Consider the following 26,656-nt stretch of genomic DNA (forward strand, 5'->3'; position numbering starts at 1 on the left):
ATGGCCAGCATTACTCTCGCTGTCGGCACGTCCCACAGTCCGATTCTCGTCCTGCCAGGCGATCACTGGCAGCGACGCGCTGAAGACGATCTTCGCAGTCGGGCGCTCTACACGCTCGACGGCCGCAAGCTCACCTACGACGAGCTCGTTGCCGAGCGCGGCACGCCGTACGCGAGCGAGAGCGATCCAGGCGCCTTCCCCAGGCTAGCCCGCGAGGCCGAAGCAGCCCTCGACCGCGTCGAGGCCTACCTGCACGCGGCGCGTCCCGACGTCGTACTCGTAATCGGCGACGACCAGGATGAACTCTTCGGCTACGACAACCTGCCCGCCATCTCGGTCTACCGCGGCGAAGAAGTGGTGATGAAAGAAACGGAGCTGCCCCACCCGAAGCTGACCTGGAGCGACAAGGCGTTCTGGGCAGGCTACGCAATGGATCTGCCTCGCCGTTTTCCGGGCGCGCCGAAGCTGGCCGAGGACCTGATTCGCGGGCTCATCGCCCGCGGCGTCGACGTGGCGACGAGCAACGATGTGCCCGACCCGCAGCGCCGTGCGTTTGGTCACGCCTATGGTTTCGTCTATCAACGGCTCATGAAGAACCTTCGTGTTCCGATGTTGCCCGTGCTCATTAACACCTACTTCCCACCCAACAACCCGACCTCGGCGCGTTGCCATTACATCGGCGGCTGTATTGCCGAAGCGTTGGCCGCGTCCCCCATCGATGCCAAGGTGGCAATCATCGCCTCCGGTGGACTGAGTCACTTTCTGTGCGAAGCGGCGTTCGACCGGAAGATCATCGACGCCATCAAGAACCGCGACAAGGACACGCTGACCAGCATTGCGCAGGAATCGCTTTGCTCGGGATCGTCCGAAATCCGCAACTGGATCACGATGGCCGGGGCCCTCGGCGAACTCGAGTGTGTCTACGACCATTACATTCCGGTCTACCGCACACGTGCCGGCACCGGTATCGGCCTCGGGTTCGCGGTCTGGCAGTGACGCCAGACGGACCACCGACTACTGACAACATCACTTTCTACACGACACAGTCATGATTATCGATTGCCACGGCCACGTCAGCGCCCCAGCCGAACTTTGGGTCTACAAAGCCAATCTGCTTTCGCATCTTGGCGCGCACGGACGCCGCATGCCGGAAGTGAGCGACGCACAGATCATCGAGGCGATGAATCGCAAGGAAATGGGCCCGTGTGGCCATGTCGAAGCACTGGACCGTATCGGTACCGACCTGCAGATGCTCTCGCCCCGCCCCTTCCAGATGATGCACAGTGCCAGGCCGGGCAAGCTCGTGCACTGGTTCACGGAAGAGACCAACAACATCATCGCGCGAACCATCGCCCTGATTCCTGGCAGATTCGTGCCGGTGGCTGGCCTGCCCCAGGTCGCGGGCGAACCCGTTACCCAGACGCTGCCGGAGCTCGAGCGCTGCGTGAAGATGGGCTTTCGCGGTGTGCTGTTCAACCCGGATCCATACGAGAACACCGGCACCGAAGCGCCACCGCTCGGCGACCGCTACTGGTACCCGCTCTACGAGAAGCTCTGCGAACTCGACATTCCGATGCATATTCACGCCACGGGTTCACATTCGGAGCGCTCCCCCTATACCCTGCACTTTGTCAATGAAGAGTCGATAGCGGTCTACGGACTCGTGCATTCGAACGTCTTCAAGGACTTTCCCTCGCTGAAGGTGATCTGTTCGCATGGCGGCGGCGCGATTCCCTATCAGATCGGCCGCTTCCAGTCGAGCGCGGGCCGCCGCGGCGTTAATTTCCTTGATGGGATGCGCAATCTCTACTACGACACGGTGCTTTATTCCGAAGAAGCGCTGCGCCTGCTCATCAAGACCGTGGGTGCTGACCGTTGCCTCTTCGGTTCTGAATGCCCAGGTGTCGGCTCGACCATCGACCATGCCACCGGGCGGCCACACGACCATATCGCGCCGACCATCGCCGGGTTTGACTGGCTTGGCCAGAGCGACAGGCAACTCATCTTCGAAGACAACGCACGCAAGGTTTTCGGCCTCACCAGCTGATAACCCGCGGCCGTCCTGAGGACCGGGACTCGCAGGGCGCCGTGAAAAGGGCTTGCTTCTGGAGTTCTCCCGGTCCGACTTCCTGAGCTATGGAGAGCGTAGTACACGGTGCCATCGCCTTCGGGCGGGCCCCTGCTGGTTTTGTATCCACTCTTATAACGACGCAATGGAGACACAGATGAAGACCGCATTACGCAATACGGCGCTACGCCGCAGCGCAGCACTGGCTTCTTTGGCCGCCCTGCTCTCGGGCGGCTCGACCGCGCACGCGCAGAGTTCGGTTTCGCTCTATGGCATTCTGTCCACAGGCGTCGCCTGGACCAGTAACGTGGGTGGGCATGCGGCCGTGCAGATGATTCCCGGCACGATGCAGAACAATCGCTGGGGCCTGCGTGGTGTTGAAGATCTTGGAGGCGGTCTCTCAGCTCTTTTCGTGCTCGAAAACGGCTTCGACAGTACCAACGGCAAATTCCAGCAAGGCGGCCGCATGTTCGGGCGCCAGGCTTACGTCGGCCTGGGCAGTAATTCATGGGGCACGGTGACGCTCGGTCGCCAGTACGACATCCCGTTCGATTATCTCGACCGTTTCGAAGCCCCGGTTGCCGCACTCGGCTTTGCAACACACATTGGAGATAACGACAATCTGTTCGGCAGCTACCGCTATAACAACTCGATCAAGTACCAGTCGCCAGCAATGAATGGCCTGCGTGGCTCTGTGATGTATGCGATGAGCAATGCGCCTGGCCAGTGGGGCGTCAATCGCTCGGTGAGCGCGGGTGCTGCCTACGAGAACGGTCCGTTAAAGCTGGCGGTGGCTGCATTGAATACCGACTACCCGGGCACCACGCAGAACTCCAGCGGCGCGGTCACCGACGATTACGCCGGGGCACCGTTCCTGCTTTTCCATACAAGTCCCATTCACAGGAATGTAGGCGTGCGCCGTCAGCGCGAGTTCGGCGGCGCGGCGCAGTACTTGCTGGGGCAGGTACGCGTGAATGGAATGATCACTGACGTCCGTTACGACTATCTCGACAATACCTCGCTGCATCTCGACAACTTCGATGTCAACGCTTCGTACTCCATCACGCCCTACATCATTCTGGGTGCGGCCTATGTCTACACGAAGGGGCAGTACGGCGGCGGATTCAATGCGGCTCCGCACTGGAACATGGGGCAGCTGAGCGTGAACTACCTGTTCTCGAAGCGCACGAACGTCTACGTTTTTGGCAACTATCAGCATGCGACGGGGGCGACTGCCGACACCTATCTGCTCGCCCCTTCGAGCAATGCGACGCAGACAGTCGTCGTGGCGGGAATCCGTCACCTCTTCTAGAGCGACCCTTTGTCTCGTTGTGCCCCGCTTCACCGCCTGAACCACAACGGCTGCGTACCACGTCCACGATTGGCCGGACGGATGCGTCGAGGCCGGGAAGCGTGGCCGTTCCGTAAATGATCTGCCCATGCCCCTGGAGCACACCATGTTGCCCCGTAAGCTCACCGAAGCCACTGCCGCCCCGCACGTGAACTCACATGCCGGCGTTTCCAGACCGTACGCACTATGGGTGCTGGCGATTACCACATTGATCTACGCGTTCAGCTTCATGGATCGCGTATTGATGTCGATTGCCGCACCAGCCCTGAAAGCAGAAATGCATTTGACCGACGGCCAGCTTGGCCTGTTGATTGGTCTGGCGTTTGCCCTGTTCTACACCATTCTTGGCATTCCGATTGCGCGACTCGCCGAGCGTTTCAGCCGCGTGGTCATCATCTCCCTCACCATTGTTCTCTGGTCGGTCATGACAATCGGATGCGGAACGGCGACGACGTATGCCGGGTTGTCAGCCTTCCGTCTCGGCGTAGGTATTGGCGAGGCGGGATCGGCCCCTGCCGCCTACTCGCTACTCGCCGACTATTTTTCAGGCAAAAGGCGTTCGTTGATATTTGCGGTCTATGCCGCTGGTGTGCCAATCGGTGTACTGATGGCCTCATTCATCGGCGCACCGCTTATCAGGAACTATGGATGGCAGCATGCGTTCTTCTACGTCGGCATTCCTGGCGTGCTGGTTGGTGCACTTGCATACCTGACGGTCAAGGAACCGGTGCGCGGCAATAGCGCCACCTCAGACAGTGGCGTCGGCGTGCCGCCGCTCACCGAGGTCATCCGCAGGATGCTGGGCAATGTCGCTTCGCGTCATATGCTTTTCGCCGTCATGCTCGGCATGTTCGCCATGTCTGCAATCTTTCTCTTTCTGCCTCTCTATTTCGTACGTGTCTACGGCATGAACTTCGGGCAGGCAGGTCTCGCCTTCGGAATAATCGGCGGTGCGGGCGGTCTCACGGGAAATCTCCTGAGCGGCTATCTCTCGGACAGGCTCGGAAAGCGAAACGCCGCGTGGAACGGTTATATCCCGGCGCTGGGATGCGTCGCCGCCGCAGTGCTTGCCGGCATCTCATTCCTGCAGCCCGTTGCTGCCACAGGTGTGGCACTTCTGGTCGGCTTTGCAGTTGGCATGAACTTCTGGAACGGCCCTGCGTTTGCAGTGATTCTCTCGCTGCTTGAGCCCCGTATGCGTGCCACCGCGTCTGCGTTGACTCTCTCCGCAATGGCGCTGGTCGGACAGGGACTTGGTCCCGGGTATCTTGGCTTTCTCAGCGATTTTTTCGCGAGGCGCATTTTCGATCGTCCCGACTTTTCACATCTTTGCGTGGTTGCGGGACATGGCGCGTCGGCTGGCGTCCACGCGGCGGCTGACGTGCCAGCGAACATCGCTGCGTTGTGTACTTCCGCCAGCGCCTCAGGCCTCCAGTATGCGCTGCTGAGCGCCACCCCGATCCTCCTCTGGGCTGCCATCCACTACGGGTTGGCAGGCAGGAAATACGCGAGTCTTAAAGACGCCGAACGGCAATACAGCCTGCAAACCAGCCCGAGCGCGTGATTTCCCGCCGTCCGACAAGACCGATGCCGGATCAAGTCATGCCGGACGACCCGCGGTCCCCATCGGCGCTTACCCACCTCTCTTTCGACTGCCATGAAAATTGCGCGATTTAATGAAGGACAACTCGGTATCGTCGTCGACAGTCATTACATCGTCGACGTCACGAGTACCGTCGGTGAGGACCCGGCCATGTGGCCTCCCATCGGCGCCACGCGCCTCATCGCAAACTTCGAACAACTGAAGCCGTCCATCGAGGCTGCGATGGGCCAGCTCCCGCGCGTCCCTCTCAAGGATGTGACGCTGCTCACGCCAGTCCCCTGGCCGAACAAGGTCATCGCCTTTCCGGTGAACTACCACGACCACGGGCGAGAAATGCAGGCCAGCTATCGGGCCACGCACCAGGGCTTTTTTCTGAAGCCGAACTCCTCGCTGTCCGGTGCCGACGAACCTGTCGTCCTGCCGAATGTTCCCACCCGCGAGGTTCATCACGAGTCTGAGCTTGCAGTCATCATCGGCAGGCAGGGTCGTGACATTGCGCGTGACGACTGGCAGCAGTACGTGTTCGGCTACGCCTGCCTGCTGGACATGGTTGTGCGCGGACGGGAAGAACGCGTATTTCGCAAGGCTTACGACACGTTCTGCCCCGTTGGCCCATGGATCGTCACGGCCGATGAGGTTGGCGACCCCGCCGATCTCGACATGAAGCTGTGGGTCAATGGCGAACTCAGGCAACACGCCAATACGCACGACCTGGTGCTCGACATCCCTGGGATGATCGAGATGGCATCTGCGGTCATGACGTTGTATCCCGGCGACATCGTGGCCACCGGCACACCCGCAGGTGTCGGGAAAGTCGGCGACGGCGACAAGGTGCGCATCCGGATCGAGCGGGTCGGCGAAATGACCGTTGACGTCGTGGCCGGCACAGGTGGCGCAACCGAGGTGTTTGCGCAGCCCTACACTCCTGACATCATCAAGCAAAAATGAGCGCCCTCGAAGAACTCTATGCTGCAATCGACGCCCTCAACCTGGAGGGCGGATGGCATCGCAAGACTCCATCACTGTGGAGCGAACCGCGCGAAAACTTTCTGCCCATGCTCTGGCGATACGCCGACGTCAAACCGATTCTCGAACGTGCCGGCCACCTGGTGGATCACCGCATGGCAGACCGCCGCAACCTCACACTCCGGAACCCCGTGGAAGGGAACCTGTATGCGACGGTACGCACGCTTGTCAGCGCATACCAGTCGATCAAACCGGGCGAGGTCGCCGACGCTCACCGCCATACACCCAACGCGCTGCGGATCATTCTCGAAGGACAAGGCACCTACACGGTTGTTGACGGTGTGCGGGTTGAAATGCGGCCGGGAGACGTTCTCCTGACGCCCAGCTGGTGCTGGCATTCTCACGCGAATGCAGGCCCGGACGAGTGCTTCTGGGTAGACGTACTCGACGTGCCGCTCGTCCACCTGCTCGAGCCGATGTTCTTCGAGCGCCACCCTGACAGGCTGGAGCAGAACGTCGTGAGCGTTGCGCAGTCCCCGATTGCGTTCAGGTGGGAGGCGTCGCTCGCGGCGCTCGACAAGGCGACAGCACCCACAAACGGCATGGCGCAACGCGAGATCGAACTCGGCGCGCCAGCGCTGAAGAGCACGGCCGTCCACGTGCAACGCATGCCAGCGGGATTCGTTTCGCCACGATACCGCACCACCGCCAACGCAATCTTCACTGTTATCGAAGGCCGCGGTACGACGCGTTGTGGCAACTCCGAAATGCGATGGGCGAAGGGCGACATGATCGCCATGCCGGCATGGCGTACCTATCAGCATGAGGTGGACCGCGACACGCATCTCGTGCGTGTCAGCGATGAGCCCGTCATGCGCGCCCTGGGCCTTCTGCGCGACGAAGTCGCGGCCGCCGTGTAGCACCAGATACAAGAGGAAACTTCATGCATATCCTGATAGCGGGTGGTGGAATTGGCGGTCTTGCCGCAGCAGCCGCGTTGCTGCAGCGGGGGATCGACGTCGATGTCTACGAACGGGCGTCCGAGTTGCGGGAGGTAGGTGCCGGCATCCAGATCAGTCCGAATGGCAATGCGGTACTCGATTCGCTTGGCGTATTCGAGCAGCTAAGGGCTCTCTCCTGTGACCCGGCGCGCAAGGAATTCCGCCTGTGGAACACGGGCAAGCCCTGGCCGATGTTCAGTCTCGGCAAGTCCGTCATCGAGCGCTATGGCTATCCTTACCTGACCGTTTACCGGCCCGATCTACATCAGACACTGGCTGATCGCGTACGCGCGCTCAAGGCCGACGCAATTCATCTGGACAGCGCCGTAACCGGCTGCGGGCAGCATGACAGCGGCGCCACCCTGATCCTGCAAAACGGCCAGCGCATCACCGCAGACGCGTTGATAGGCGCCGATGGCGTGCGTTCGGTGGTCCGCAATGCATTGTGGCCCGATACCGACGCAGCGTTCTCCGGCATGGTGACGTGGCGCGCGTTGATCCCGATGAAGAGCTTGCCGGAGCATATGCGCCAGTCGGTCGGATCCACGTGGATCGGACCTGGCGGCCATGCTGTCAACTATCCGCTGCGTGGCGGCGAAATCATGAACTTCGCCGCCACTATCGAAGGCAAGAGCTGGACCGCCAAAGCCAGCTTCGAGCAAGGCACCGTTGATGAGTGCCTCGATGATTTCGGGGGATGGCATGAGGACGTGCAGACCATGATCCGGCTGGCGCCGACCCTGCTGAAGTGGGCTCTGATGAAACGCGAGCCCATTCCGCAATGGACGCAGGCCCGCATTTCGCTGCTCGGCGATGCTGCACATGTGACGTTACCGTTTCTCGCGCAGGGTGCAGTCCACGCTATCGAAGACGGCACGGTGCTGGCACGTTGCCTTGCGGGCGAGGAGCCATCAGGCGTCCCGCGGGCGCTGTTGCGTTACGAACATGCGCGAATCGGGCGCACCAGCCGGATGGTCCGAGGTGCGACGGACAACACGGAGCGCTTTCACAGCCCGGAACTCGCCACTGAGGCGTCGGCGGCCCTGTACCTGGAACGGGAATGGAGTGCCGCGCCAATAGCCGAGCGCTACGACTGGCTCTATTCGTACAACGCGAATACGGTCGAAATCCAGTCAGGGCATCCATGAGCAGCAAACTACTGGCGGGCGTCCGGGTGCTCGACCTGACTAACGTGCTGGCCGGCCCGTTCGCCGGCTATCAGCTCGCGTTGCTGGGCGCCGACGTTATCAAGATCGAAACACCAGATACCGGCGACCTCGCACGTCAACTGGGCGCGGATGCCGGACTGAACCGGCGCGGCATGGGCACATCCTTCCTGGCGCAGAACGCCGGCAAGCGTTCACTGTCGCTTAACCTGAAAAGCGAGGGCGGAAAGGCTGTTTTCCGGCGACTCGTGGCCAGCGCGGACGTCCTGCTGGAAAACTTCCGGCCCGGCGTAATGGACCGGTTAGGCCTCAGCTACGACGCCCTCAGGGAGGTGCGTCCCGAGCTTGTCTACTGCGCGATCTCCGGTTTCGGCCAGAGCGGGCCGCTCGCCTCCGCACCTGCGTACGACCAGATCATCCAGGGGCGCGCCGGCGTAATGAGCGTAACCGGTGACGCAGACTCGGCCCCACTGCGCGTCGGCTATCCAGTGTGCGACACGATCGGCGGCATTACCGCGGCATTTGCCATCGCAAGTGCGCTCGTGCGCCGCGAACGCGATGGTATTGGCGGCTTTATCGACGTGTCGATGCTCGATTCCGCCATCGTCACGATGGGCTGGATCGTGTCGAACCAGCTAATCGCCGGACGCAGTCCGATGCCGATGGGAAACGACAACTTCACCGCGAGTCCGTCAGGTACGTTCAGAACCCGGGAAGGACTTCTTAACATTGCCGCGAACAAGCAGGAGCAGTTCGAAACGCTGTGCCGGCTGCTCGGCGCGCCGGCGCTTGTTTCCGACCCGCGCTTTGCTGAACGCGAGGCACGCAAGCTGAACCGGGCACAGCTCACCGAGGAGATCGAGGGGTATCTCGCCGCGCATGACGCGTCATGGTGGGAAAAGCGCCTGAATGACGCGGGCGTTCCCGCCGGGCAGGTGCTGGACGTATCGCAGGCGCTCGCGCAACCCCAGGTGGCCCATCGCGAGCTAACGATGACGTTGCCGATCAACGATCCCGAGCGGGACAGCATCGCAGTCACGCGCTGCGGATTCCAGGTTGACGGCGCACCGCAGTCGGTCGAACAGGGACCGCCGACCCTCGGACAGCACAGTGATGAAATCCTTCTTGAAGCAGGCTTTACGATGGATGAGATCGCGCTATGGCATGCCAATGGAACGATATAGGGTGAGACGACATGAACATCCCTTATGAGAGAGCCATCGACCTGTTATCGCAGGTGAAGACCTGGTGGACCACGCGCATCATCGACATCCGGCCGGGCGTCATCCGTATCAAGGGCAGGCCTATCGAGACGCTGATCGGCAACGTCAGCTACGCGCAGATGGTCTGGCTGATGCTGCGTGACGACGAGCCGACGCCCGCGCAGCTCGCATTGCTGGAAGCCGCGCTGGTGGCAGCTGTGGATCACGGTCCTCAGGCGCCGTCTATCTCGATTTCGCGCATGAGCGTAACGTGCGGCGTGCCGCTCAATGCCGCGATGGCGTCGGCCATCAACGTGCTCGACGGCGTGCATGGCGGTGCCGGCGAACAGTGTCTGCAACTCTATGAAAGCGCCCTTGCGAAGGCCGTCGCCCAGCCGCTCGAGCGGGCGCTGGAAGAAGCGCTCGCGGAATTCACGATGGCGCATGGAAAGATGATTCCCGGCTTTGGCCACCGGTTTCACCCGGTCGATCCGCGCTCGGTAAGGCTGCTTGCACTCACCGACGATGCGCAGCAGCGCGGCGTGATTGCGGGCCGTCACGCCGCAGTGGGACGCCTGATTGAACGCACGCTCGAGCAGCGCACCGGCAGGAAACTTCCGATGAACATCGACGGCGCGACCGCGGTGATCTACGGCGAGCTCGGCTTTGAACCGGCGCTCGCGCGAGGGCTCTTCATCCTCTCGCGCTCGGTTGGCATCCTTGCGCACGCGTGGGAGCAAAAGCAGCAAGGCGGCCGTATCAAGGGGCCCCTGCCGCCCGCGCTCGGTTACACGTATGCCGGCAAGGATTGAACCGTCCCGGCCGTGGGCTTCCCACATCGTCACGCGCGGCACGCCCGGCGCGTCCCTACTCACGGCCTTGAAATCGCCTGGAGAAGCACTGCGAGAATGCAACGGACCAGCGTCGCCCACGTCGGCAACGCACAGGCCTTCGACGCGTAACAACAGGTCGTGAGTCAATCCCGAAGTGAAGCAATCATGAAATCGATGACATCGTTTATTGATCGCCTGCCTATCGCCCGAAAGCTTCTCGTGTTGGGAATTGCGATTCTTCCCGTCATAGCCGTACCAACATACCTCCAGTTCATGTCATCGTTGAACGCCGTCAGCGCCGCCAATACCGAACAAGCTGGGCTGGAGTCGGCACGCGGACTCCTATCGCTGATTCAATTGACACTGCGGCACCGGGCGTTATCCGCAACCATGCTTGGCGGAGACAACTCTGTCCTCGCGGCTCGCGAAGAGACACGGGTAGCAGTGGACCAGGCCCTCGTCAAGATCGACCTCCGTCTGAAAACACAAGGACTGTCCCCCGATATGGCGCGCGCATGGGAAAGCGCTGCCTCTCAATGGCGTGAGCTTGCTGCGGCGGTCGATGCGCGCAGGCTCAGCGACAGGGAATCCGCCGTGCGGCACATGGCCGTTATTGGCCAGTATCTATCGGTCGTTGATCTCCTGCTTGACGACACTGGACTGGCGCTCGATTCCGAGGGGGGAACGCACTATCTCGTGAGGGCGGCACTCGTGAGCTTGCCGAAGCTGACCGAAACGCTGAGCCAGACAAGGTCGAGGGGCGCCGGCATTCTGACAAGGGGAGAGGCCAGCCCGACGGATCGGGCCATGCTGGCCTCGTTGTCGCAGATAGCCTCGGACCAGATGGAAGATCTTCGCAAGGCTTTCGACAAAGTATTCCGGGCGAAGCCCGAACTCCAGACCGCACTCGCAGCGGCGCGGGATCGTGCGAACGCACCGATCAGCAAGGCGCTGGATCTGGCCAGTCGAGAGATCGTCAATGCCGGCGCCGTGCACTACGCGGCAATCGACTACGTCAAAACGTTCACGGCTGCAATCGATCCCCTCTTTGAACTCAATGCCCGCGCGCTGGACAGTCTTCAGGCCCGACTGGACGCGCGCTTAAACCGCGAGAATCGAGCGATGCTGATCCAGTCAGGGCTACTGATCCTGATGCTTCTCGTCGCAATCGGACTGTCCAGTATCGTGGTACGGCGCATTACGGGGCCTCTCGCTCGTGCCCTTGCCTTAGCGAACCGCGTGGCCGACGGGGATCTCACCAGCCGCATCGAGGTAACCACTGTCGACGAGACGGGCCAGTTGCTGCAATCACTCAAGGCGATGAACAGTAACCTTGCTGGTATGGTTTCCCGGATTCGAACTGGCGCCCAGACCATTGCCAGCGCTTCAGGGCAAATTGCGGCAGGCAACGCCGATCTGAGTTCGCGCACGGAAGAACAGGCCGCGTCACTGCAGGAAAGCGCGGCGAGCATGGAGCAGCTAACCGCAACGGTGCGTCATAACACCGAAAGCGCGACACAAGGCACCGTGCTCGCATCGCGTGCATGCAAGGTCGCTGCGCACGGCGGCGAAGTAGTCGGGCGCGTGGTTCATACGATGCGCGACATATCAAGCAGTTCCGCGAAAGTCGCCAACATCACCGGCACAATCGAAAGCATCGCGTTCCAGACGAATATTCTCGCGCTGAACGCAGCCGTAGAAGCAGCACGCGCAGGTGAACAGGGACGCGGCTTCGCAGTGGTCGCGAGCGAAGTGCGCAGTTTGGCCCAGCGTGCGGCAACAGCGGCGAAGGAAATCAAAGAGCTGATCGGAGAATCGGTGAATCGCGTGGCGGCCGGCATGGAACAGGTCGACGAAGCCGGTCGTACGATTAACGAAGTGGTGTCCGCCGTACGCCATGTGGCGGATTTGATGGGAGAGATCGCTGCTGCCTCGGCCGAGCAGCACAAGGGTATTGAGCAAGTGAATTCGGCGGTGGTGCAGCTCGATGAAGTCACGCAACAAAATGCGGCTCTGGTTGAGCAGACATCGGCAGCCTCAGAGGCGATGAACGAACAGGCACGCCTTCTCAAACACGCGGTTGATGTATTCAAGGTTTCCGATGAGATTCTGCGAAGCCGCCCGTTCGCTGTGTGCGCGAGTGAGGTTTTGCCCCTACGCGCCGCAAATGCCCGGGCAATCGCATAGCAATTCTGCCCCTCCCCAGTTTTAATTCGGACCACAGTTAGAGAGCGATGCGGATTGACCATAGCGGCCGATTGTCAGCGTTTCCCATCGCCCATTAACGCGGTAGTCGTATCGAAAAGAAAGGGTGCCCACCGGAGAGACTGCGACGTACATGCCGTCACGGTCGGCGATCTTGTACAAGGCTGTGCGGGGTTTGAGGTTGCGAAGTGCAAACTCCGTGAGCATCGATTCTCGTTCTCCTGGTTGGTACAACTTTACCGTCACCAACCACGCGCCCTCAATGTGCCTGCAAACCCGCACCACGCCTGGCTTTCTGGAAAAATTTCTACCGTCACGCCCGAATCTCGCTGCCGGTAGATTATCGAGTCCGAATATTGAATGAGATGGATATGAGCGAGGTCCGCCACCGCTCAACGTCATCTGCCGACAAGCCGAATGTCGTCAGGGTCTAGACGAACGCTGCAGCAAACGAAGCCAATCGGCAATTGCATTCATTACCGCAGTCGGCTGCTCGGGAATCAGCGCATGGCCCGCGTGTGGAATCACTACCACCGACACACGCTCACCCAACTCACGACGCAAGTCTTGCGAGTATCTACCCGGTATCACCGCATCCTCTTCGCCCTGGATGTCGAGAATGGGAACACGTCCTCCGGCCGTGATGTATTCATCAGGCTTGCTAGCATTAAACGCTTTCCACTGGCGCTTTTGAAGGTCCGGATACCACCCGTCTAGCCAAACCCTGGCGTCGTTGCCTTTCGCGAAATACGCAACCTCCAGGCTTTGCAGCCGCTGCGCAGCGGGCACTGATAGATCAGAGGCCTTCGCAATAGCTGCACGAACATCTTTGTCGAGGGGCGCTCGTCCAGATGCGGCGACGAGAATTACACCGCTAACCAGGTCTGGCCGGTCCGCAGCTAACGTTCGTGCAACCGTATTGCCATAAGCATGGCCGAGAACCACAGCAGGCCCTGTTCCAGTCTGCTCGATTACCGCCGCGACGTCCGCGGCATAGTCATGCAGAGTCATCGGATTTGATGGGCTTGTGCTCTGCCCGATGCCGCGAGGTTGAGGCGCAATCACGCGAAAACCTCGGTCGGCGAGTTCGGAGGCGATTACCCCAAAATCCTCTGCGCCGCGCCCCAGCGAGGCAACCATTACTATCGATGGGCCGCTGCCCCAATCCAGATATTCAATCGCGCCATCGCCCGTTGCGATTGTTCGCCGATGCAAGTCTGCCGCCGCTGACGCAAAAGGGAGCGCGATGAGCGTAAGCAGGAACATGAAACGCCTTCGCATACCCGTAATTCCTTTCTCAAAAAGGTTACCCGGTTACACCAATTTTCTTAAAAACGTTGACGAATCCCTGCGATTACGTTGACCTGTTGCTTCGTTCTCGACGGCGAATTAAGCCACGTGACTGCAGTCGCCCGCGCGCCGTACGCCCACACGGCATCGCTGAAGACATAGATGTCGGTGCGTTTCGACAGCGAATACGTCACATTCAGCGAGCCGGTCTGCCAGTGCATCGGGGCGTTCGACGGCACGCCGCCGTAGTTGCCGTTCGTGTAGATGTAGGATGCACCGAGCAGGATCGACGGCGTGACCTGCCATGTCAGCGAGGTGTCGTAGTTGTCGAGGTGCAGCGACGTCTGATCGAGATATCGAAAGCGGACGTCCGAGAACAGCACGTTCCACGTCACCGGGCCGAACATGTACGCGCCGCCGGCTCCGAACTCGCGCTGCCGCTCGACGCCGATGGCCGTACTAAGTGGGCTGGTGTGGAACAGGATGAATGGCGCACCGACGTAGTCGTCGGTGACGGCGCCTGTCGGAATCGCGTTGCCCGGTCGGTCGATGTCGAGATACGCGGCGGCGGCGCGGAAACTCGTCTGTCGGTAGCTGATGCCGAAGCTGGTCGCGCGGTTCGCGCCGAACGAACCGGCCTGATTGCTGAACGCATACAGACCTTGCACCGACAGTCCGTGGACCTCAGGGCTCACATATTTGACCGAGTTGTTATAGCGAAAGCCACCGAATGCATTGTCGTTGTCGCCGACATGCACAGCGAGACTGTGGGACGCAGTAGCCGCTTCGAACTGCTGCAGGTCGTCCCAAAACAGGTCGTACTGCCGGCCGAACGTGATCGAACCGAACTGGTTCGACGACAAGCCGATGAAGGCCTGCCGCCCGAACATGCGGCCACCCTGCTGGAACGCGCCGCTGGTGATATCGAAGCCGTTTTCGAGCTGCGCGATCGCCGCGTAGCCGCCCCCCAGATCTTCACGGATTTTCAGGCCCCAGCGCGAGTTCTGCATCGTACCCGACAGCATCTTGATGTTCGAGTGTCCTTTCTCCGCATTGACGTATTCGATTCCAACCGACATCAGCCCGTAGAGCGTGACGCTGCTCTGCGCTGCGGCGAGCTGGCAGAACAGGATGCCAGCTGTGGCGGCGACGATCTTTTTCATTGTGCGTCTCCTTAATAATTTTTGCTTTATATTATTAGGCATACTAAATAACAAAAATACTCTGATGACTTGCCGACCACTGCTTCGCTACATTGATAAAACCGCTAGTCGGCCAGCGCGACGTTGACGTTCTTCAGGCGCGTGAATTCGTACAGTTCTTCCTTCGACTCTTCGCGCCCGATGCCCGATTGCTTGTAGCCGCCGAACGGCGCGCCCGGAATATGGATCGAGCAGTCGTTGATCCACACATAGCCGGCTTCGACGCGCGCCGCGCTGCGATGCGCGGTCTTCAGGCTCGTCGTCCAGATCGCTGCCGTCAGGCCAAGTTCGAGTGCGTTGACCGCGTCGAACAGCTGCGCTTCATCGCGCCAGCGCATCACCGACAGCACCGGCCCGAAGATTTCCTCGCGCGCGATCGACATCGACGCGTCCACATCCGCGAAGATCGTCGGCTCAACGAACAGGCCGCCGTCGAGCCGCGGGTCGTCCGGCCGTTTGCCGCCGCACACGAGCCGCGCACCCTCTTCGACACCCGCGCGGATGTAGCGCATCGTGCGGTCGAACTGTGCTTTGCTCGCGAGCGCGCCCATCGTTGTGCGCAGATCGGTCGCGGGACCGGGTACGTAACTGTCCTTGACGCGCACTGCGAGGGCTTCGACGAAGCGGTCGTGAATCGAATCCTCCACGAACAACCGGCTCGTCGATCCGCACGACTGCCCACACCACGTGAAATTCATGCCGCGCGCCGCGCCCGCGACGGCCTTGTCGAAGTTGGCGTCGGGGAACACGATCATCGCGTTCTTTCCGCCGAGTTCGAGCAGCGCGTGCTTCATCGTGTCAGCGGCAGCGTGCAGCACGGCCTTGCCTGCCGGCACGCTGCCGATCAATGCAATTGCGGCTATGCCGGGGTGCGCGGCAAGCGCCGCGCCCGTGTCGCGGCCGCCCGTCACACAGTTGAGCACGCCGGGCGGGAACAGATCGGCGAGTAGTTCCATCAGACGCACGGTGGACAGCGGCGCCTGCTCGGGAGGCTTGACGATCACCGTGTTGCCCGCCGCGAGCGGCGCCGCGATCTTGCCCGCCGCGAACATAAACGGATGATTGAACGGGAAGATTCGCGCGATCACGCCGAGCGGCTCACGCACCGTGTAGTTCAGCGAGCCGTTGCCCGTTGGCAAGGTTTCGCCTTTCACTTCCAGCACGAGACCAGCGAAGTATTCGAGCTGCGTCGCGGCAATCTCAGCGTCCGCGCGCATCGCGCCGACCGGATTGCCGCAATTGGCGGCGTCGAGCAGCGCGAGATCGTGCGCGTTCGCGCGGATGCGCGCAGCGGCTTCGCGCAGGCGACGCGCGCGCTCGAGCGGCGGTGTTGCAGCCCACGCGGGAAAGGCGGTGCGCGCGGCAGCGACTGCGGCATCGACGTCGTGCGGAGTCGCTTCGAACACCGCACCGAGGCGCGCGCCCGTCGATGGATTGATCGTGTCGAACATGCGCGCGCCGGCGGGTGTATGCCACTCGCCGCCCCAATACAGCCCCTTCGACGCAGGGACGAGCGACGCGACACGCGACGAGAGATCGTGGACAGGCGGCGTGCCGAAAGCGGACGTCATGTGGATTCTCCAGGGATCGTGAGGTTCGGGAACCGTCGAATCATTGCGGGAGCGCGTCGGCGGGCGCGGCGGGTTCGCTGCGGCCACGGCGCGTCGCGGCGCTGAGCACCGCGACGCAGGCGGCGCCGATCAGCGAGGTCATCCCCATAGCCACGAACGAGCCCCGCGCGCCCGGCTGCATCGCGATCGCGCCGCCGATCAGAAGCGGGCCGATGAACGAGCCGATGCGTCCGACGCCGACCGCCGAGCCTACCGACGTCGAGCGCAGTTCCGGTGGGTACGTCATCGCCGCGATCGCGACGAGCCCGGCCACGGCCGCGGCGATCGCGAGACCAAAGACCAGCACGAACATCATCGTCAACCAGTACCCGCCGGTGAAGAGGCCGATTGCCGACGACGACAGTGCCGCCACGACCAGCGATCCGACGATCGCCGCGTACGCGCCGAGCCACTGCATCAGCTTGCCCATGAACACGGTGCCGAGCGTCGCGCCGACCATGCTCATCGTCATCGCGACGCCCGTCTGAGCGGGCGTCATCCCCGCCATCTTAAGCAGCGACGGCGACCACGCGGTCATCGCCGTCAGCGTGAGCCAGACGAAGAAGCACGCGGTCCACAGTGCGGCCGTGCGGCGACCGTTGCCGTGCGAGAACAGCACGCTGAGGGGCACTTTCTCGCGTGCGTCCTGCGCCGCGACGAAACGCGCGTCGGCCGGCAGCGCGATGCCCGGTACCAGCCGTTCGACGATGCCGCGCAGCTTGCCAACGGCCTCCGTCGAATGCGGCGTACGGGCGAGCCGCGTGTACGATTCCGGCACCGTCAGCGCGATCAATACCGCGAGCGCGCCAGGCACCACGCCACCGACGATGAAGAGTGACTGCCAACCCATCAGCGGCATTACGTTGGCGGCAAATAGACCGCCCGCGATGCCGCCAACGGGAATGCCCGTCCACATCCACGCGATCACGTTCGAGCGCGTCTTCGCCGGCGCGTATTCGCACGCAAGCCCGACGAAGCACGGCGCCGCGCCGCCCACCCCCACGCCCACCAGCAGGCGATACGCGAACAACGCCTCGAACGATCCCGCCGACGCGGTCACGAACGAGAACACCGAAAAGATCACCACGGACAGCACCAGCGTGCGCTTGCGTCCCCAGCGATCCGCGATCAGCCCGAGCACCATCGCGCCGATCACGAAGCCCCCCTGCGACGCCGAGAAGACCGGTCCGAGCAGCCGGTGATCGAGCTTGAGCGCGGCGGCGATCCACGGCGCGCCGATGCCCATCGCCATCGAATCGAAACCGTCGAGCACCGCGACCAGAAAGCAGGCCGCGAAAATCCAGTATTGCAACTTCGAAATCGCGTGATGATTGATCAGCCGCGAAACGTCGATCGGGGTGTCGCGTGAAGCCATGTCCGTCTCCTGTTGGCCGGCGTGTGCGCGCCAAGCGCAGCGCCGGTCTCGTTCGGCCTGCCTATCCGGCGCGCAGGCGTGCCGGTCCGTCTCGTCCTGTCTCGTTGTTCGCTGCTGTCTTCTTTCGCCGTGCTACGACACCAGCCGCGCCTGGCCGCGCCAGTACGCTTCGCGCAGCGCCATCTTGTCGACCTTGTCGGTCGATGGCTTGCGCGGCAGCGCGGCGATGAATTCGACGCTGCGCGGTTTCTTGTAGCTCGCGATCAGCGTGCGGCAATGCGCGAGAATGTCGGCTTCGGTGAGCGCCTGGTTCGCGCGACACACGACAAACGCCTTCACGCACTCGCCCCACACGTCGTCAGGCACGCCGACCACGGCCGCTTCTGCGACCTGCGGGTGGCGCATGATCGCTTCCTCGACTTCGCGCGAATAGATGTTTTCGCCACCCGACACGATCATGTCTTTCTTGCGGTCGACGATAAACACGAACGCGTCGTCGTCGAGATAACCGACGTCGCCCGTATGGAACCAGTCGCCGGAAAACGCGCAGCGCGTGGCTTCCGGCGCGTTCCAGTAGCCCTTGAACATCGCATCGGAGCGGATGCAGATTTCGCCGATCTCGCCCGGCGCTGCATCCTTGCCGTCGCCATCGACGATGCGGACCTCGACGCCGTGACACGGTTGTCCGCCCGACGCGAGCCGCTGGGCTGCGAGCCCGCCGCCGTAGGGATCGTGCTGGCACGCGAGCAGCGAACTGATCGTCACTTCCGTCATCCCGTAGACCTGCGTGAACACCGCGCCGAAGCGGTCGATCGCGCGCCGCAGCAGACTCACCGACATCGGTGCCGACGCATACACGACCGTGCGCAGCGACGCGACGTCGTGCGACGTCGTTTCCATTGCATCGAGCATGCGGTGGATCATGATCGGCGCGAGATGCGCGGCTGTCGACTGATGCTCGCGGATCGACATGAGCACGGCGAGCGGGTCGAACGCGCGATGCAAATACGTGACCGCGCCGACCAGCGCGTACGCGTGCTGTTCGGTGAGACCGCCGATGTGATAAAGCGGCATCACCACTTCCATCCGGTCGTCGGTTTGCGACGCATGCGCGAGCGCCAGCTTCGCCGCCTGCAGATACTGCCCGCCGTTGGACAGCATCACGCCTTTGGGTTTGCCCGTGCTGCCGCTCGTGTACATCAGATAGACGATGTCGTCGTCGGTGGCACGCGTTGCGGGTGCATGCGCATCGGCACTGGCGAGCAGGTCTCCGTACGCTTGCGCCCAGGCGGGTGCGTCGTCGAGGCAAACGAAGCGCACGTCCGGCAGCATGCCGCGAAACGCTTCGACGCGCTCGCGATACTGCGCCTCGAACACCAGCACGGCGGGCTGGCAATCCCCGAGTACCGCGAGCTGTTCGGCCGCCGACAGCCTGTAGTTCAAGCCGACGGCAACGAAACCACCGAGTTCCGCCGCGCCGTAGCACTCGAGATATTCCGTGCGGTTCTGCGACAGGATCGCGATGCGGTCCTGATGCTTCGCGCCGAGCGCAACGAGCGCATTGATGAGCCGCACGACGCGATCGCGAAACTCGCGATGCGTGGTCGCGCGGCCTTCGAAGACGATCGCAGGCTGCGCGCCGAACAGACGCGCATTACGTTCGATCAGTTGACCGAGATTCATCCTGTGTCCCCAGTTGGATCATCGTGCCGATAGTCCCTTCCTGAATCACGTCGTCGCGCTGGTTGCGCAGAATCAGACGGCGCTCGACGATCGCGCGCGCGCCGTCCGACGTGATCCGCTTGTCATGAACGATTACGTCGATATGCACGGTGTCGCCGACGCGCAGCGGTTTGCCGAAACGCCACTCGCGCAGCCCCGTCGCACCAATCACGCGTTCGGCGAACATCGGCAGCATGGTGGCCATGCCCATCGCGAGCATGATGCCGAACGAGCCGTGCAGCAGCCGCTCGCCGCCCGTTTCGGCGCGGCAATATTCGACGTCCGCGTGAATCGGGTGCCAGTCGCCGCTCAACATGCAGCTGAACGACAGATCCGTTGGCGTGAGCGTGCGGCCTGCGCTGCGAAAGCGCTGACCGATCGTGAGCGCATCGAAGGCGGCGGTGGTCGGGTGCATGCGTGCGGTTCCGTGATCGTGCGATGACGTTACGAACGGCGCTGCGCGCTCTGGCCATGCGTTTCCAGGCCCGGCTTGTATTCGCCCTTCAGGAAATCGTTGATGCCGGCTTCGACCCAGTCGCCGCTTTCCATGCTCGCCTGCAGGGATTTCAGTTCGACCTGCTTGGCGAGCGTGTAGTTGATCGACGCGTCCCAGCTCATTTCGAGCGCGTAGCGATAGCCGTCCTTTGTTGCGCGCAACGCAGTGAGATCCTTCTGCGCGATCTCCTGCGCGATGTCCATCGTGAAGGTGCGCAATTCGCTCGCGGGCACCGCGTAGTTGATCAGGCCGATGCGCGCCGCTTCCGTGCCGTCGAACGGGCGGCCCGTCAGCGCATAAAAGAGTGCTTCACGCGGACGCAGCAGATTGGCGAGCGACTTCGACACCGTGCCGCCCGGAAACAGCTTGAAGTTCACTTCGGACAAGCCGAACGTCGCGTTATCCGCAGCGACCGCGAGATCGCAACCTTCGACGATCGAAAACGCGCCGCCGAAACAGAAGCCGTTGATCATCGCGATCGTCGTCTTCGGGTAGTAGCGCAGCGTGCGGCCGCGCCATTCGCACGCGGTGCGGAAGGTTTCGTCGAAGCGCGCGGGCGAATCTTTCGTTTCGAAGAAGAACTCCTTCAGGTCCATCCCCGCGCAAAAGGCTTCGCCCGCGCCCGTGAACACCAGCACCGAGACGTTGTCGTCGTAGCGCAGCTTCTCCAGCAAATCCGTCATCTCGCGATGCAGTTGCGGGCTCATACAATTGCGCTTGTTCGGACGATTCAGCGTAATCGTGGCGGTACGGTTATCGATGTCGACGCGCAAGGTTTCGTAGTTCATGTTTTCTCCGGGTAACGGGTATCGTTGATCATGTATCATTGATACGTATCTTAGATACGCGTTTGCTTGCACTCCATGGGTAGTTCTACTTAGACTGCCCCACTACTTCTATCGACCGCTTCAGGACAGACTCACCCATGCCTTCCGACGACAACCTCGACGTCACGCTGAATACCAAAGCGCTGACTCCAGGCGGCTGGAGCAGCGCCACGCTCGATCAGCGATTCCTGCAGCGCCGCCTCGGCTATCACATCCGCCAGATAGAAAACTTCAAGAACGCGCTACTCGAACCCGTGTTTGACCAGCACGGCATTCGTCCCGTCGATTACTGCATCCTCGCGCTGCTCGAAACGAACGACGGCGTCACGCAGACTGCCATCGCCGATACCCTGCACGTGCAGCGGACCAATCTGGTGCGCAGCATGTCGCGCCTCGAAGGCCTCAATTATGTCGGGCGCGCCACCGACGAATCGGACAAACGCAATCAGTTCCTCGTGCTGACGAAAGCGGGCCGCGAAGCGCTCGCGCGGCTCGACGCGGAACTGGAGGCGTACGAAGCCGCATGGACCGCGAATCTCACCGAAGCCGAAGTCGCCCTGCTTGGCAAGCTGATGCAGCGCCTCTACGACCGCTGAATCGACCGCTCAATCGAGCCGCGGTGCTTCGCGGCGAGGTTGCGGCATCGGCGCGCCGAGTCCGCGTTCGCGCGCCAGTTCGACGAGCCGCATGCCGAGCGCCAGATCGGAAACACCCATTCCCATCGCCTTGAAGATCGTCAGATCATCGTCCGCATCGCGCGCGATTCGTTTCGCGACGACGTCGCACAGCGGCAGCACACGGCTCCAGCCGTCGGCTTCGTTTTTCCCCGTGGAAAACGCGCGAATGTATTCCGTCGACAGACGCCGCGCCGTGCCGGCGTCGTCGACGACCGCTTTCGTGCAACGCGCGAACACGTCGTCGACGAGCTCGACGCGGTCGCACGTGATCGCACCGACCGCGTTCACGTGCGTCCCACGCGCTAGCGCCGACGCGGACAGAAACGCTTCCGTCGCGCGCGTGACCGTAGTAACGATCGGTGCATTGGCGACGGCCTCTTCCACAGACTTCGCTTCGACGATTTCGATGCCCGTAAACTTCGCGCGCGCCTTGTCGACAAACGCGCGCCGCTTGTCGGCCGTAGGACTGAACACACGCGCGAGTTTCAGCTTCCGCACCGCCGCGACGGCCGCAAGCTGCGAGATCGCCTGCTTGCCCGTACCGATCAACGCGAACACGTCGGCGTCCGGCCGCGCGAGCCATTTCGTCGCAACCCCCGAAATACCGCCCGTGCGCATCTGTCCGAGCGCGAACGCTTCGACGATCGCGCGCAACTGACCGTTTTCACTATCGAAGAGAACCAGCAGCGGACACGCGCCGCCGTCCGTGTGCGCCCAGGTCTTCGTGCCAATCATGCGCGCCCGCGGAAACGCCGCGCCGATCGCGTGAAGATTGCTGTGTCCCCACGCGACATGCGTCTTGCTCATGTTGGTCGCCGCACCGCTCGCCTGTTGCGCGAGGCCTGTTTCCAGCGCCGCGATCGCGCCAGACAGGTTCATCATCGCGACAACCTGTTGCTCCGAAATCCAGACCGGTTCTGACATATCAGCTTTCCTTGTCGAAAATCGACGGCACGGGCGGCTGCAGGCCCAGCGTATTCACCGCGATCGCATGCGTGACGTAACGGCCGATCAGCAACACGAACGCCATCGCCTCGGCGGGCGTGACGAGCGCGGCAAATGCGTCGAATTCAGCCTGCGCGTCGAGCCCACGCGTGCGCAGCGCCTTGAGCGCATACGCTTGCGCGGCTCGATCAATGTCATTCAACGCTGTCGATGTCGATGGCTCGAGCCGCTTGATCTCCGCAATCCACTCGCGCGCGAAACCGAGTTTCTCGCTTAACCGTTCGTGTTGATGCCGCTCATAGCGGTTCTCCATGAAACTCGCAACCGTCAGCGCACCGAGTTCGGTCAGGCGATCCGGCAGCGCCTCCTTCAGCGCATCGGTGAAATGCATGAAGGTCAGCGTGACGTCGGGCGCGTTGCCCGCGCACTTGAACAGTTCGCCGAGATAACGCAAACGCTCGACGCGCGGCGTCAGATACGCGGCGAGGTCGGCGCGCATGTCGGACATTTCCAGGCGGGGAATTCGCTCGCTCATCGTCGTCTCCATCAGATCAGACCGGCGCGATCGAGCACGCCGTCGAGACGCGCTTCGAGTTCGCGGGTCGCGGGCATCATGGGCAGACGATGATCATTCTCGCGCAGCAGACCCATGCGCTTCATCATGTATTTGATCGGGATCGGGTTCGTGTCGTAGAACACCGACTGGTTCAGCTCGAACAGCGCGAAATGCAGCTTGCGCGCGGTCGCGTAATCGTTGCGCTCGACCGCTTCGACGAGATCGGCGACCTTGCGCGGCGCGAGGTTTCCGACCGCGTTCATCAGCCCGCACGCGCCCACCGCTAGCATCGGAAAGCTCAACTCTTCGAGCCCGACGAACACGCGCCAATCGTCACCGAACGCGTCGAGCATGTGCGTAACGAAGCCCATGTCGTTGACCGCATGCTTCATGCCGACGAGATTCGGCGCACGCTCGCGGATCGCCTTTACGGTGGCGAGTTCCATATTGACGGCCGCGCGGCCCGGAATGTGATAGATCAGCAGCGGCTTGTCGGTGCGCCTGCCGATATCGACGTAATACTCGACGAGTCCGCGCTGTGGCGGACGGATGTAGTACGGCGTCACCACCAGCATGCCGTCGACACCCGCTTTATCCGCGTGTTCGGTGAGTGCGACGGTTTCCGCATGCGATTGCGAGCCCGTCGCAGCGAGCACGGGCACGCGACCCTGCGCTGCTTCGATCGCGACGTCGACGAGGCGATTGCGTTCTTCGACGCTCAACACGCTCGGTTCGGCCGTCGTGCCGTTGACGAGCACGCCGTGCCCGCCATTGACGATCTGCCAGTCGATCAGTTTCGCGTACGTGTCGTAATCGACCTGATCCTTCTGGAACGGCGTGACGATCGGCGTAATCGACCCCTTCAGCCATGAGAGCTCACGCATGATTTTGCTTTCCTCGACAATGAAATCAGGCCGCTTTCGCGCTGGAGCGGTTGGTCGAAAACCCCGTTTGCGTGCCGAGCAGCGCGGGCGGTTCCTTCAGGCTTTCCTGCCACAACAGCGACTGCATGTAGATGTTGAGCGGCTGATCCTGAATCGTCAGTTCGTAGACATAGTTGTCGTAGGACGCGTGGTTGTGCACGGCCCAGCCGGGCGCGGAGAGCATCAGATCGCCCGCTTTCCACTCGTAGCGATTGCCCGCAACCATGCTGTAGCCGCTGCCGGAGAAGTAATAGTTGATCGCCGCAGACACATGCCGATGCGGACGATCGACGATCTTCGGCGGGCGGATGGTCATTGTTGCGAAGAAGTTCGGCGTGATGCCGTTGGTGCGGCCGGTGACGGGGTTGTACATCATGTACAGACGCCGTCCGACGTAGTCCGCGCCGAGTGCTTCGAGCTTGTCGAGTTCGGCTTTCACTTGCTGCCACGGAAAATGCAGCGGTGTGGATTCAACGACTTGCGGATTGATCAACGTTTCATACGGCATCAACAGACCGCCGTCCTCGCCGATTGGAAAGGTGCCGAACGGATTACGGTGCTTGGGATCGTCGCTCGCATGCATCGTCATGGTTTCGGGCAGCGCTTCGAGCTCGACGCCGAACTCGCACACGTAGACTTCCATGTGCTGCAGCAGCGGAATGTTCGAATAGACGAGGCGCACCTGCACGTCACTCGTGTCGTTGGTATGCGAATACGCAACGAAAGCCGGATGGTTCCAAACGTCGTACTGTTTGAAGCCGATCGTGCGGCCAGCGACGCGCGTCGAGCCGCCGCCGCGGATGCAGAAGTTCACTTCCGTCGCGTTGTGGCGCATAGGCTCGGTCGACTCGCCCGGCAACAGCACCTGAAGCGACACCCGAATGCCCGGCGCAAGACCCAACGATCCCTCACGTGCCGACGGGTGCACGATCAGTGATTGGCGGTGGCCGTCGGCGGGCTTCGGCAGCGACGCGAGGCGTTCAACTTCCGCGTCGATCTGTTCGCGGCTCATGATCACGGGCGCCCAGTAGTGGTTTTCGCGTGCGCGCCGTCCCGTCTGATCGACAAAACTTGCTTGCGCGGGCGCGAATTCGCGTTTCAGGTCATGCATCGTGCAGTCTCCTCAAAGCGCCGCGCGCATCGTCGTGTTGCGCGCAACAGTTGATTTCGAGTCGAAAATTACCCTCACCGATTTCGGCGATCAAGATTGATATTTCAAATCAATATAAAATCGACGCGATGCTGCAACTGGTAGCCCGGCCGGCTGGCTTAGGCCACCAGGCCGGTCACGATTCCGCTTCAAAAGCCTGCCGCGTCGGCTAAGATTCGGGAATCCCTATTTATGTTGATTAGATTGATCGATGGCGCCCAGAGATTTGATGACCCGGGAAGAAGTGCTCGACCGCTTGCGGATCAAGCCGGGCACGCTGTATTCGTACGTAAGCCGTGGGCTAATAGGCACGGCGCCGCACGACGACGGGCGGCGGAGCCTGTACGTGCGCGCGGACGTCGAGCGGGTCGGGAGCCGCAAGCGCGGGCGCACGCCGCGCGCGGTGTCGGCCGAATCGACGATGCGCTGGGGTGAGCCGGTGCTCGCGTCGGCCGTCACGCATATCACGCCGGAAGGCCCGGCGTATCGCAACCGTTCGGCTGTTGACCTGGCGAAGGCGGGCGCGTCGTTCGAATCCGTGTCGCAATTGCTGATGACGGGCATCTGGCAGGACGGCGTCACCGCATGGAGCACGCTCGACACGCCGTCAGACGTGCTGCCGCTCTTTCATGCGTATGCCGGAAAACTGCGTGCAGGAGACATCGCGAATCTGCTCGGCATGGTGCCGCTCGCGCTCGCGATGCAAGGACGCGGCGCGGCCGAAATCTCCGACGGCAGCGCGGTTCAGTGCGCGCGTCTGTCGATGCAGACCATGGCCGGATGCCTTGGTTTTCTGAGCCGTAAGCGGGCCTTCATCGCGCGCGATCCGGGCGAAAGTCTCGCCGCGCATCTGCTGCGCGCGGCGGGGGGAAAGCGCACGCCGGACGCACTGTTCGCGATCAACGGCGCGCTGACCGTGCTGGCCGATAACGAACTGGCGCCCGCCACGTTCGCCGCGCGCGTGGCGGCTTCGACACACGCGGACCTGTTCAACTGCCTCTCCGCGGCAATCGGCTCGCACGTCGGCTTTTCGACGGGCACCGCCACCGAAAAAGTCGAAACGCTGCTGCTGCGCGACATCGCTGCAGGCGAGGTTGCCGCGCGTCTGCAACTCGTGCGCGAGTACGGCGCGAGCCTGTTCGGCTTCAACCACCCGCTCTATCCCGACGGCGACGCGCGCGCCAATCTGATTCTCGAACAGGTGCGCGCGCTGCGCCACGCGACGCCCGCGACCCGGCCGACGCTCGATTTTCTCGATCTCGTGAAGCAGAAGCTCGGCATGCATCCCGGCGTCGCGATCGCGCTCGTGACGCTGGCGCGTGCGCTCGGTTTGCCGGACGGCACCGCGACCGCCCTGTGGATCGTCAGCCGCACGGCCGGATGGGTGGCGCATGTGCTCGAACAACGCTCGCAGGCGTTTCTACTGCGCCCGCGCGCGAAGTACATTTCGGGCGCGCGCCTGTGACGCGCGATTTGCTTGTGGAAATC

General features: G+C 62.2%; 23 protein-coding genes and 1 pseudogene. 12 read left to right on the plus strand and 12 right to left on the minus strand.

Features of this window, described 5'->3' with window-relative positions; translation table 11 throughout:
* The 10 genes from P2869_RS11150 (at nucleotide 1) to P2869_RS11195 (ending at nucleotide 12,377) form a co-directional block, all read left to right on the plus strand.
* A complete protein-coding gene (locus P2869_RS11150) occupies nucleotides 1-996 on the plus strand; it encodes an extradiol ring-cleavage dioxygenase (RefSeq protein ID WP_126878362.1) in 996 nt (331 codons plus the stop codon).
* A 52-nt stretch (nucleotides 997-1,048) separates the two neighbouring features.
* A complete protein-coding gene (locus tag P2869_RS11155; RefSeq protein WP_277596483.1) occupies nucleotides 1,049-2,047 on the plus strand; it encodes an amidohydrolase family protein in 999 nt (332 codons plus the stop codon).
* 178 nt (nucleotides 2,048-2,225) lie between these two features.
* Nucleotides 2,226-3,380: a porin gene (locus P2869_RS11160; protein ID WP_017776277.1), complete on the plus strand. Its 1,155-nt coding sequence runs from the start codon at nucleotides 2,226-2,228 to the stop codon at nucleotides 3,378-3,380.
* Between the two features lie 145 nt (nucleotides 3,381-3,525).
* Complete coding sequence (locus P2869_RS11165) at nucleotides 3,526-4,983, plus strand: MFS transporter (RefSeq protein WP_277596484.1); 1,458 nt, start codon at nucleotides 3,526-3,528, stop codon at nucleotides 4,981-4,983.
* 93 nt (nucleotides 4,984-5,076) lie between these two features.
* On the plus strand, nucleotides 5,077-5,970 hold the full coding sequence (locus P2869_RS11170; protein WP_277596485.1) for a fumarylacetoacetate hydrolase family protein: 894 nt from the start codon (nucleotides 5,077-5,079) through the stop codon (nucleotides 5,968-5,970).
* Nucleotides 5,967-6,908, plus strand: a complete 942-nt coding sequence (locus P2869_RS11175; RefSeq protein ID WP_277596487.1) for a cupin domain-containing protein — start codon at nucleotides 5,967-5,969, stop codon at nucleotides 6,906-6,908. The genes P2869_RS11170 and P2869_RS11175 overlap by 4 nt, the downstream gene beginning before the upstream one ends.
* Nucleotides 6,909-6,931: 23 nt before the next feature.
* On the plus strand, nucleotides 6,932-8,137 hold the full coding sequence (locus tag P2869_RS11180) for an FAD-dependent monooxygenase (protein WP_277596488.1): 1,206 nt from the start codon (nucleotides 6,932-6,934) through the stop codon (nucleotides 8,135-8,137).
* Entirely contained in the window at nucleotides 8,134-9,339 is a 1,206-nt protein-coding gene (locus P2869_RS11185; protein ID WP_277596489.1) for a CoA transferase, read from the plus strand. The genes P2869_RS11180 and P2869_RS11185 overlap by 4 nt, the downstream gene beginning before the upstream one ends.
* 11 nt (nucleotides 9,340-9,350) lie before the next feature.
* The gene (locus tag P2869_RS11190) at nucleotides 9,351-10,169 is read left to right on the plus strand and encodes a citryl-CoA lyase (RefSeq protein ID WP_277596490.1); all 819 of its coding nucleotides are present in this window, start codon (nucleotides 9,351-9,353) and stop codon (nucleotides 10,167-10,169) included.
* A gap of 186 nt (nucleotides 10,170-10,355) precedes the next feature.
* Nucleotides 10,356-12,377, plus strand: a complete 2,022-nt coding sequence (locus P2869_RS11195) for a methyl-accepting chemotaxis protein (RefSeq protein WP_277596491.1) — start codon at nucleotides 10,356-10,358, stop codon at nucleotides 12,375-12,377.
* A gap of 57 nt (nucleotides 12,378-12,434) precedes the next feature.
* Here P2869_RS11195 and P2869_RS11200 read toward each other — a convergent pair.
* The 8 genes and pseudogenes from P2869_RS11200 to P2869_RS11235 all read right to left on the minus strand — a co-directional run.
* A pseudogene (locus P2869_RS11200) lies at nucleotides 12,435-12,602 on the minus strand (Arm DNA-binding domain-containing protein); the annotation flags it as partial.
* Nucleotides 12,603-12,818: 216 nt separating this feature from the next.
* On the minus strand, nucleotides 12,819-13,661 hold the full coding sequence (locus P2869_RS11205; RefSeq protein ID WP_277596492.1) for an alpha/beta hydrolase: 843 nt from the start codon (nucleotides 13,659-13,661) through the stop codon (nucleotides 12,819-12,821).
* Between the two features lie 62 nt (nucleotides 13,662-13,723).
* Nucleotides 13,724-14,848, minus strand: a complete 1,125-nt coding sequence (locus P2869_RS11210) for a porin (protein WP_277596493.1) — start codon at nucleotides 14,846-14,848, stop codon at nucleotides 13,724-13,726.
* Nucleotides 14,849-14,952: 104 nt separating this feature from the next.
* A complete protein-coding gene (locus P2869_RS11215) occupies nucleotides 14,953-16,458 on the minus strand; it encodes an aldehyde dehydrogenase family protein (RefSeq protein ID WP_277596494.1) in 1,506 nt (501 codons plus the stop codon).
* 40 nt (nucleotides 16,459-16,498) lie between these two features.
* Nucleotides 16,499-17,872, minus strand: coding sequence for an MFS transporter (locus tag P2869_RS11220; RefSeq protein ID WP_277596495.1), 1,374 nt, complete (start codon nucleotides 17,870-17,872; stop codon nucleotides 16,499-16,501).
* 132 nt (nucleotides 17,873-18,004) lie between these two features.
* The gene (locus P2869_RS11225; RefSeq protein ID WP_277596496.1) at nucleotides 18,005-19,555 is read right to left on the minus strand and encodes an AMP-binding protein; all 1,551 of its coding nucleotides are present in this window, start codon (nucleotides 19,553-19,555) and stop codon (nucleotides 18,005-18,007) included.
* Nucleotides 19,527-20,009 (minus strand): MaoC/PaaZ C-terminal domain-containing protein, encoded by a 483-nt coding sequence (locus P2869_RS11230; RefSeq protein ID WP_042263368.1) that lies wholly within the window; start codon nucleotides 20,007-20,009, stop codon nucleotides 19,527-19,529. The genes P2869_RS11225 and P2869_RS11230 overlap by 29 nt, the downstream gene beginning before the upstream one ends.
* A 29-nt stretch (nucleotides 20,010-20,038) precedes the next feature.
* Nucleotides 20,039-20,878 carry a p-hydroxycinnamoyl CoA hydratase/lyase gene (locus tag P2869_RS11235; RefSeq protein ID WP_277596497.1) on the minus strand — a complete coding sequence of 280 codons (840 nt, stop codon included), beginning with the start codon at nucleotides 20,876-20,878 and terminating at the stop codon, nucleotides 20,039-20,041.
* Nucleotides 20,879-21,015: 137 nt separating this feature from the next.
* On the opposite strand from P2869_RS11235, the gene P2869_RS11240 reads away from it, so the two are divergent.
* Nucleotides 21,016-21,513, plus strand: coding sequence for a MarR family transcriptional regulator (locus P2869_RS11240; RefSeq protein ID WP_017776262.1), 498 nt, complete (start codon nucleotides 21,016-21,018; stop codon nucleotides 21,511-21,513).
* 9 nt (nucleotides 21,514-21,522) lie between these two features.
* On the opposite strand, the gene P2869_RS11245 is transcribed toward P2869_RS11240, so the two are convergent.
* From P2869_RS11245 to P2869_RS11260, 4 genes are read right to left on the minus strand one after another with little or no spacing between them, the layout of a single operon-like run.
* Nucleotides 21,523-22,518 (minus strand): ornithine cyclodeaminase family protein, encoded by a 996-nt coding sequence (locus tag P2869_RS11245; RefSeq protein WP_277596498.1) that lies wholly within the window; start codon nucleotides 22,516-22,518, stop codon nucleotides 21,523-21,525.
* 1 nt (nucleotide 22,519) lies between these two features.
* Nucleotides 22,520-23,074 (minus strand): hypothetical protein, encoded by a 555-nt coding sequence (locus P2869_RS11250; RefSeq protein WP_199540135.1) that lies wholly within the window; start codon nucleotides 23,072-23,074, stop codon nucleotides 22,520-22,522.
* Between the two features lie 11 nt (nucleotides 23,075-23,085).
* Nucleotides 23,086-23,979: a 4-hydroxy-tetrahydrodipicolinate synthase gene (gene dapA / locus P2869_RS11255; RefSeq protein ID WP_199540136.1), complete on the minus strand. Its 894-nt coding sequence runs from the start codon at nucleotides 23,977-23,979 to the stop codon at nucleotides 23,086-23,088.
* Nucleotides 23,980-24,004: 25 nt separating this feature from the next.
* On the minus strand, nucleotides 24,005-25,129 hold the full coding sequence (locus P2869_RS11260) for an AraC family ligand binding domain-containing protein (protein WP_277596499.1): 1,125 nt from the start codon (nucleotides 25,127-25,129) through the stop codon (nucleotides 24,005-24,007).
* 268 nt (nucleotides 25,130-25,397) lie between these two features.
* Here P2869_RS11260 and P2869_RS11265 point away from each other — a divergent pair, with 268 nt between their 5' ends.
* Entirely contained in the window at nucleotides 25,398-26,633 is a 1,236-nt protein-coding gene (locus P2869_RS11265) for a citrate/2-methylcitrate synthase (protein WP_277596500.1), read from the plus strand.
* The last annotated feature ends 23 nt before the right edge of the window (nucleotides 26,634-26,656 follow it).

It is taken from the genome of Paraburkholderia sp. SUR17, assembly GCF_029536165.1.
GTDB classification, from domain to species: Bacteria; Pseudomonadota; Gammaproteobacteria; order Burkholderiales; family Burkholderiaceae; genus Paraburkholderia; species Paraburkholderia kururiensis.

Bases quoted from the DNA above. Each gene is read 5' to 3' on its own strand.
- P2869_RS11150 (WP_126878362.1), top strand. From the start codon at position 1: ATGGCCAGCATTACTCTCGCTGTCGGCACGTCCCACAGTCCGATTCTC.
- P2869_RS11155 (WP_277596483.1), top strand. From the start codon at position 1,049: ATGATTATCGATTGCCACGGCCACGTCAGCGCCCCAGCCGAACTTTGG.
- P2869_RS11160 (WP_017776277.1), top strand. From the start codon at position 2,226: ATGAAGACCGCATTACGCAATACGGCGCTACGCCGCAGCGCAGCACTG.
- P2869_RS11165 (WP_277596484.1), top strand. From the start codon at position 3,526: ATGTTGCCCCGTAAGCTCACCGAAGCCACTGCCGCCCCGCACGTGAAC.
- P2869_RS11170 (WP_277596485.1), top strand. From the start codon at position 5,077: ATGAAAATTGCGCGATTTAATGAAGGACAACTCGGTATCGTCGTCGAC.
- P2869_RS11175 (WP_277596487.1), top strand. From the start codon at position 5,967: ATGAGCGCCCTCGAAGAACTCTATGCTGCAATCGACGCCCTCAACCTG.
- P2869_RS11180 (WP_277596488.1), top strand. From the start codon at position 6,932: ATGCATATCCTGATAGCGGGTGGTGGAATTGGCGGTCTTGCCGCAGCA.
- P2869_RS11185 (WP_277596489.1), top strand. From the start codon at position 8,134: ATGAGCAGCAAACTACTGGCGGGCGTCCGGGTGCTCGACCTGACTAAC.
- P2869_RS11190 (WP_277596490.1), top strand. From the start codon at position 9,351: ATGAACATCCCTTATGAGAGAGCCATCGACCTGTTATCGCAGGTGAAG.
- P2869_RS11195 (WP_277596491.1), top strand. From the start codon at position 10,356: ATGAAATCGATGACATCGTTTATTGATCGCCTGCCTATCGCCCGAAAG.
- P2869_RS11205 (WP_277596492.1), bottom strand. From the start codon at position 13,661: ATGTTCCTGCTTACGCTCATCGCGCTCCCTTTTGCGTCAGCGGCGGCA.
- P2869_RS11210 (WP_277596493.1), bottom strand. From the start codon at position 14,848: ATGAAAAAGATCGTCGCCGCCACAGCTGGCATCCTGTTCTGCCAGCTC.
- P2869_RS11215 (WP_277596494.1), bottom strand. From the start codon at position 16,458: ATGACGTCCGCTTTCGGCACGCCGCCTGTCCACGATCTCTCGTCGCGT.
- P2869_RS11220 (WP_277596495.1), bottom strand. From the start codon at position 17,872: ATGGCTTCACGCGACACCCCGATCGACGTTTCGCGGCTGATCAATCAT.
- P2869_RS11225 (WP_277596496.1), bottom strand. From the start codon at position 19,555: ATGAATCTCGGTCAACTGATCGAACGTAATGCGCGTCTGTTCGGCGCG.
- P2869_RS11230 (WP_042263368.1), bottom strand. From the start codon at position 20,009: ATGCACCCGACCACCGCCGCCTTCGATGCGCTCACGATCGGTCAGCGC.
- P2869_RS11235 (WP_277596497.1), bottom strand. From the start codon at position 20,878: ATGAACTACGAAACCTTGCGCGTCGACATCGATAACCGTACCGCCACG.
- P2869_RS11240 (WP_017776262.1), top strand. From the start codon at position 21,016: ATGCCTTCCGACGACAACCTCGACGTCACGCTGAATACCAAAGCGCTG.
- P2869_RS11245 (WP_277596498.1), bottom strand. From the start codon at position 22,518: ATGTCAGAACCGGTCTGGATTTCGGAGCAACAGGTTGTCGCGATGATG.
- P2869_RS11250 (WP_199540135.1), bottom strand. From the start codon at position 23,074: ATGAGCGAGCGAATTCCCCGCCTGGAAATGTCCGACATGCGCGCCGAC.
- dapA (WP_199540136.1), bottom strand. From the start codon at position 23,979: ATGCGTGAGCTCTCATGGCTGAAGGGGTCGATTACGCCGATCGTCACG.
- P2869_RS11260 (WP_277596499.1), bottom strand. From the start codon at position 25,129: ATGCATGACCTGAAACGCGAATTCGCGCCCGCGCAAGCAAGTTTTGTC.
- P2869_RS11265 (WP_277596500.1), top strand. From the start codon at position 25,398: ATGACCCGGGAAGAAGTGCTCGACCGCTTGCGGATCAAGCCGGGCACG.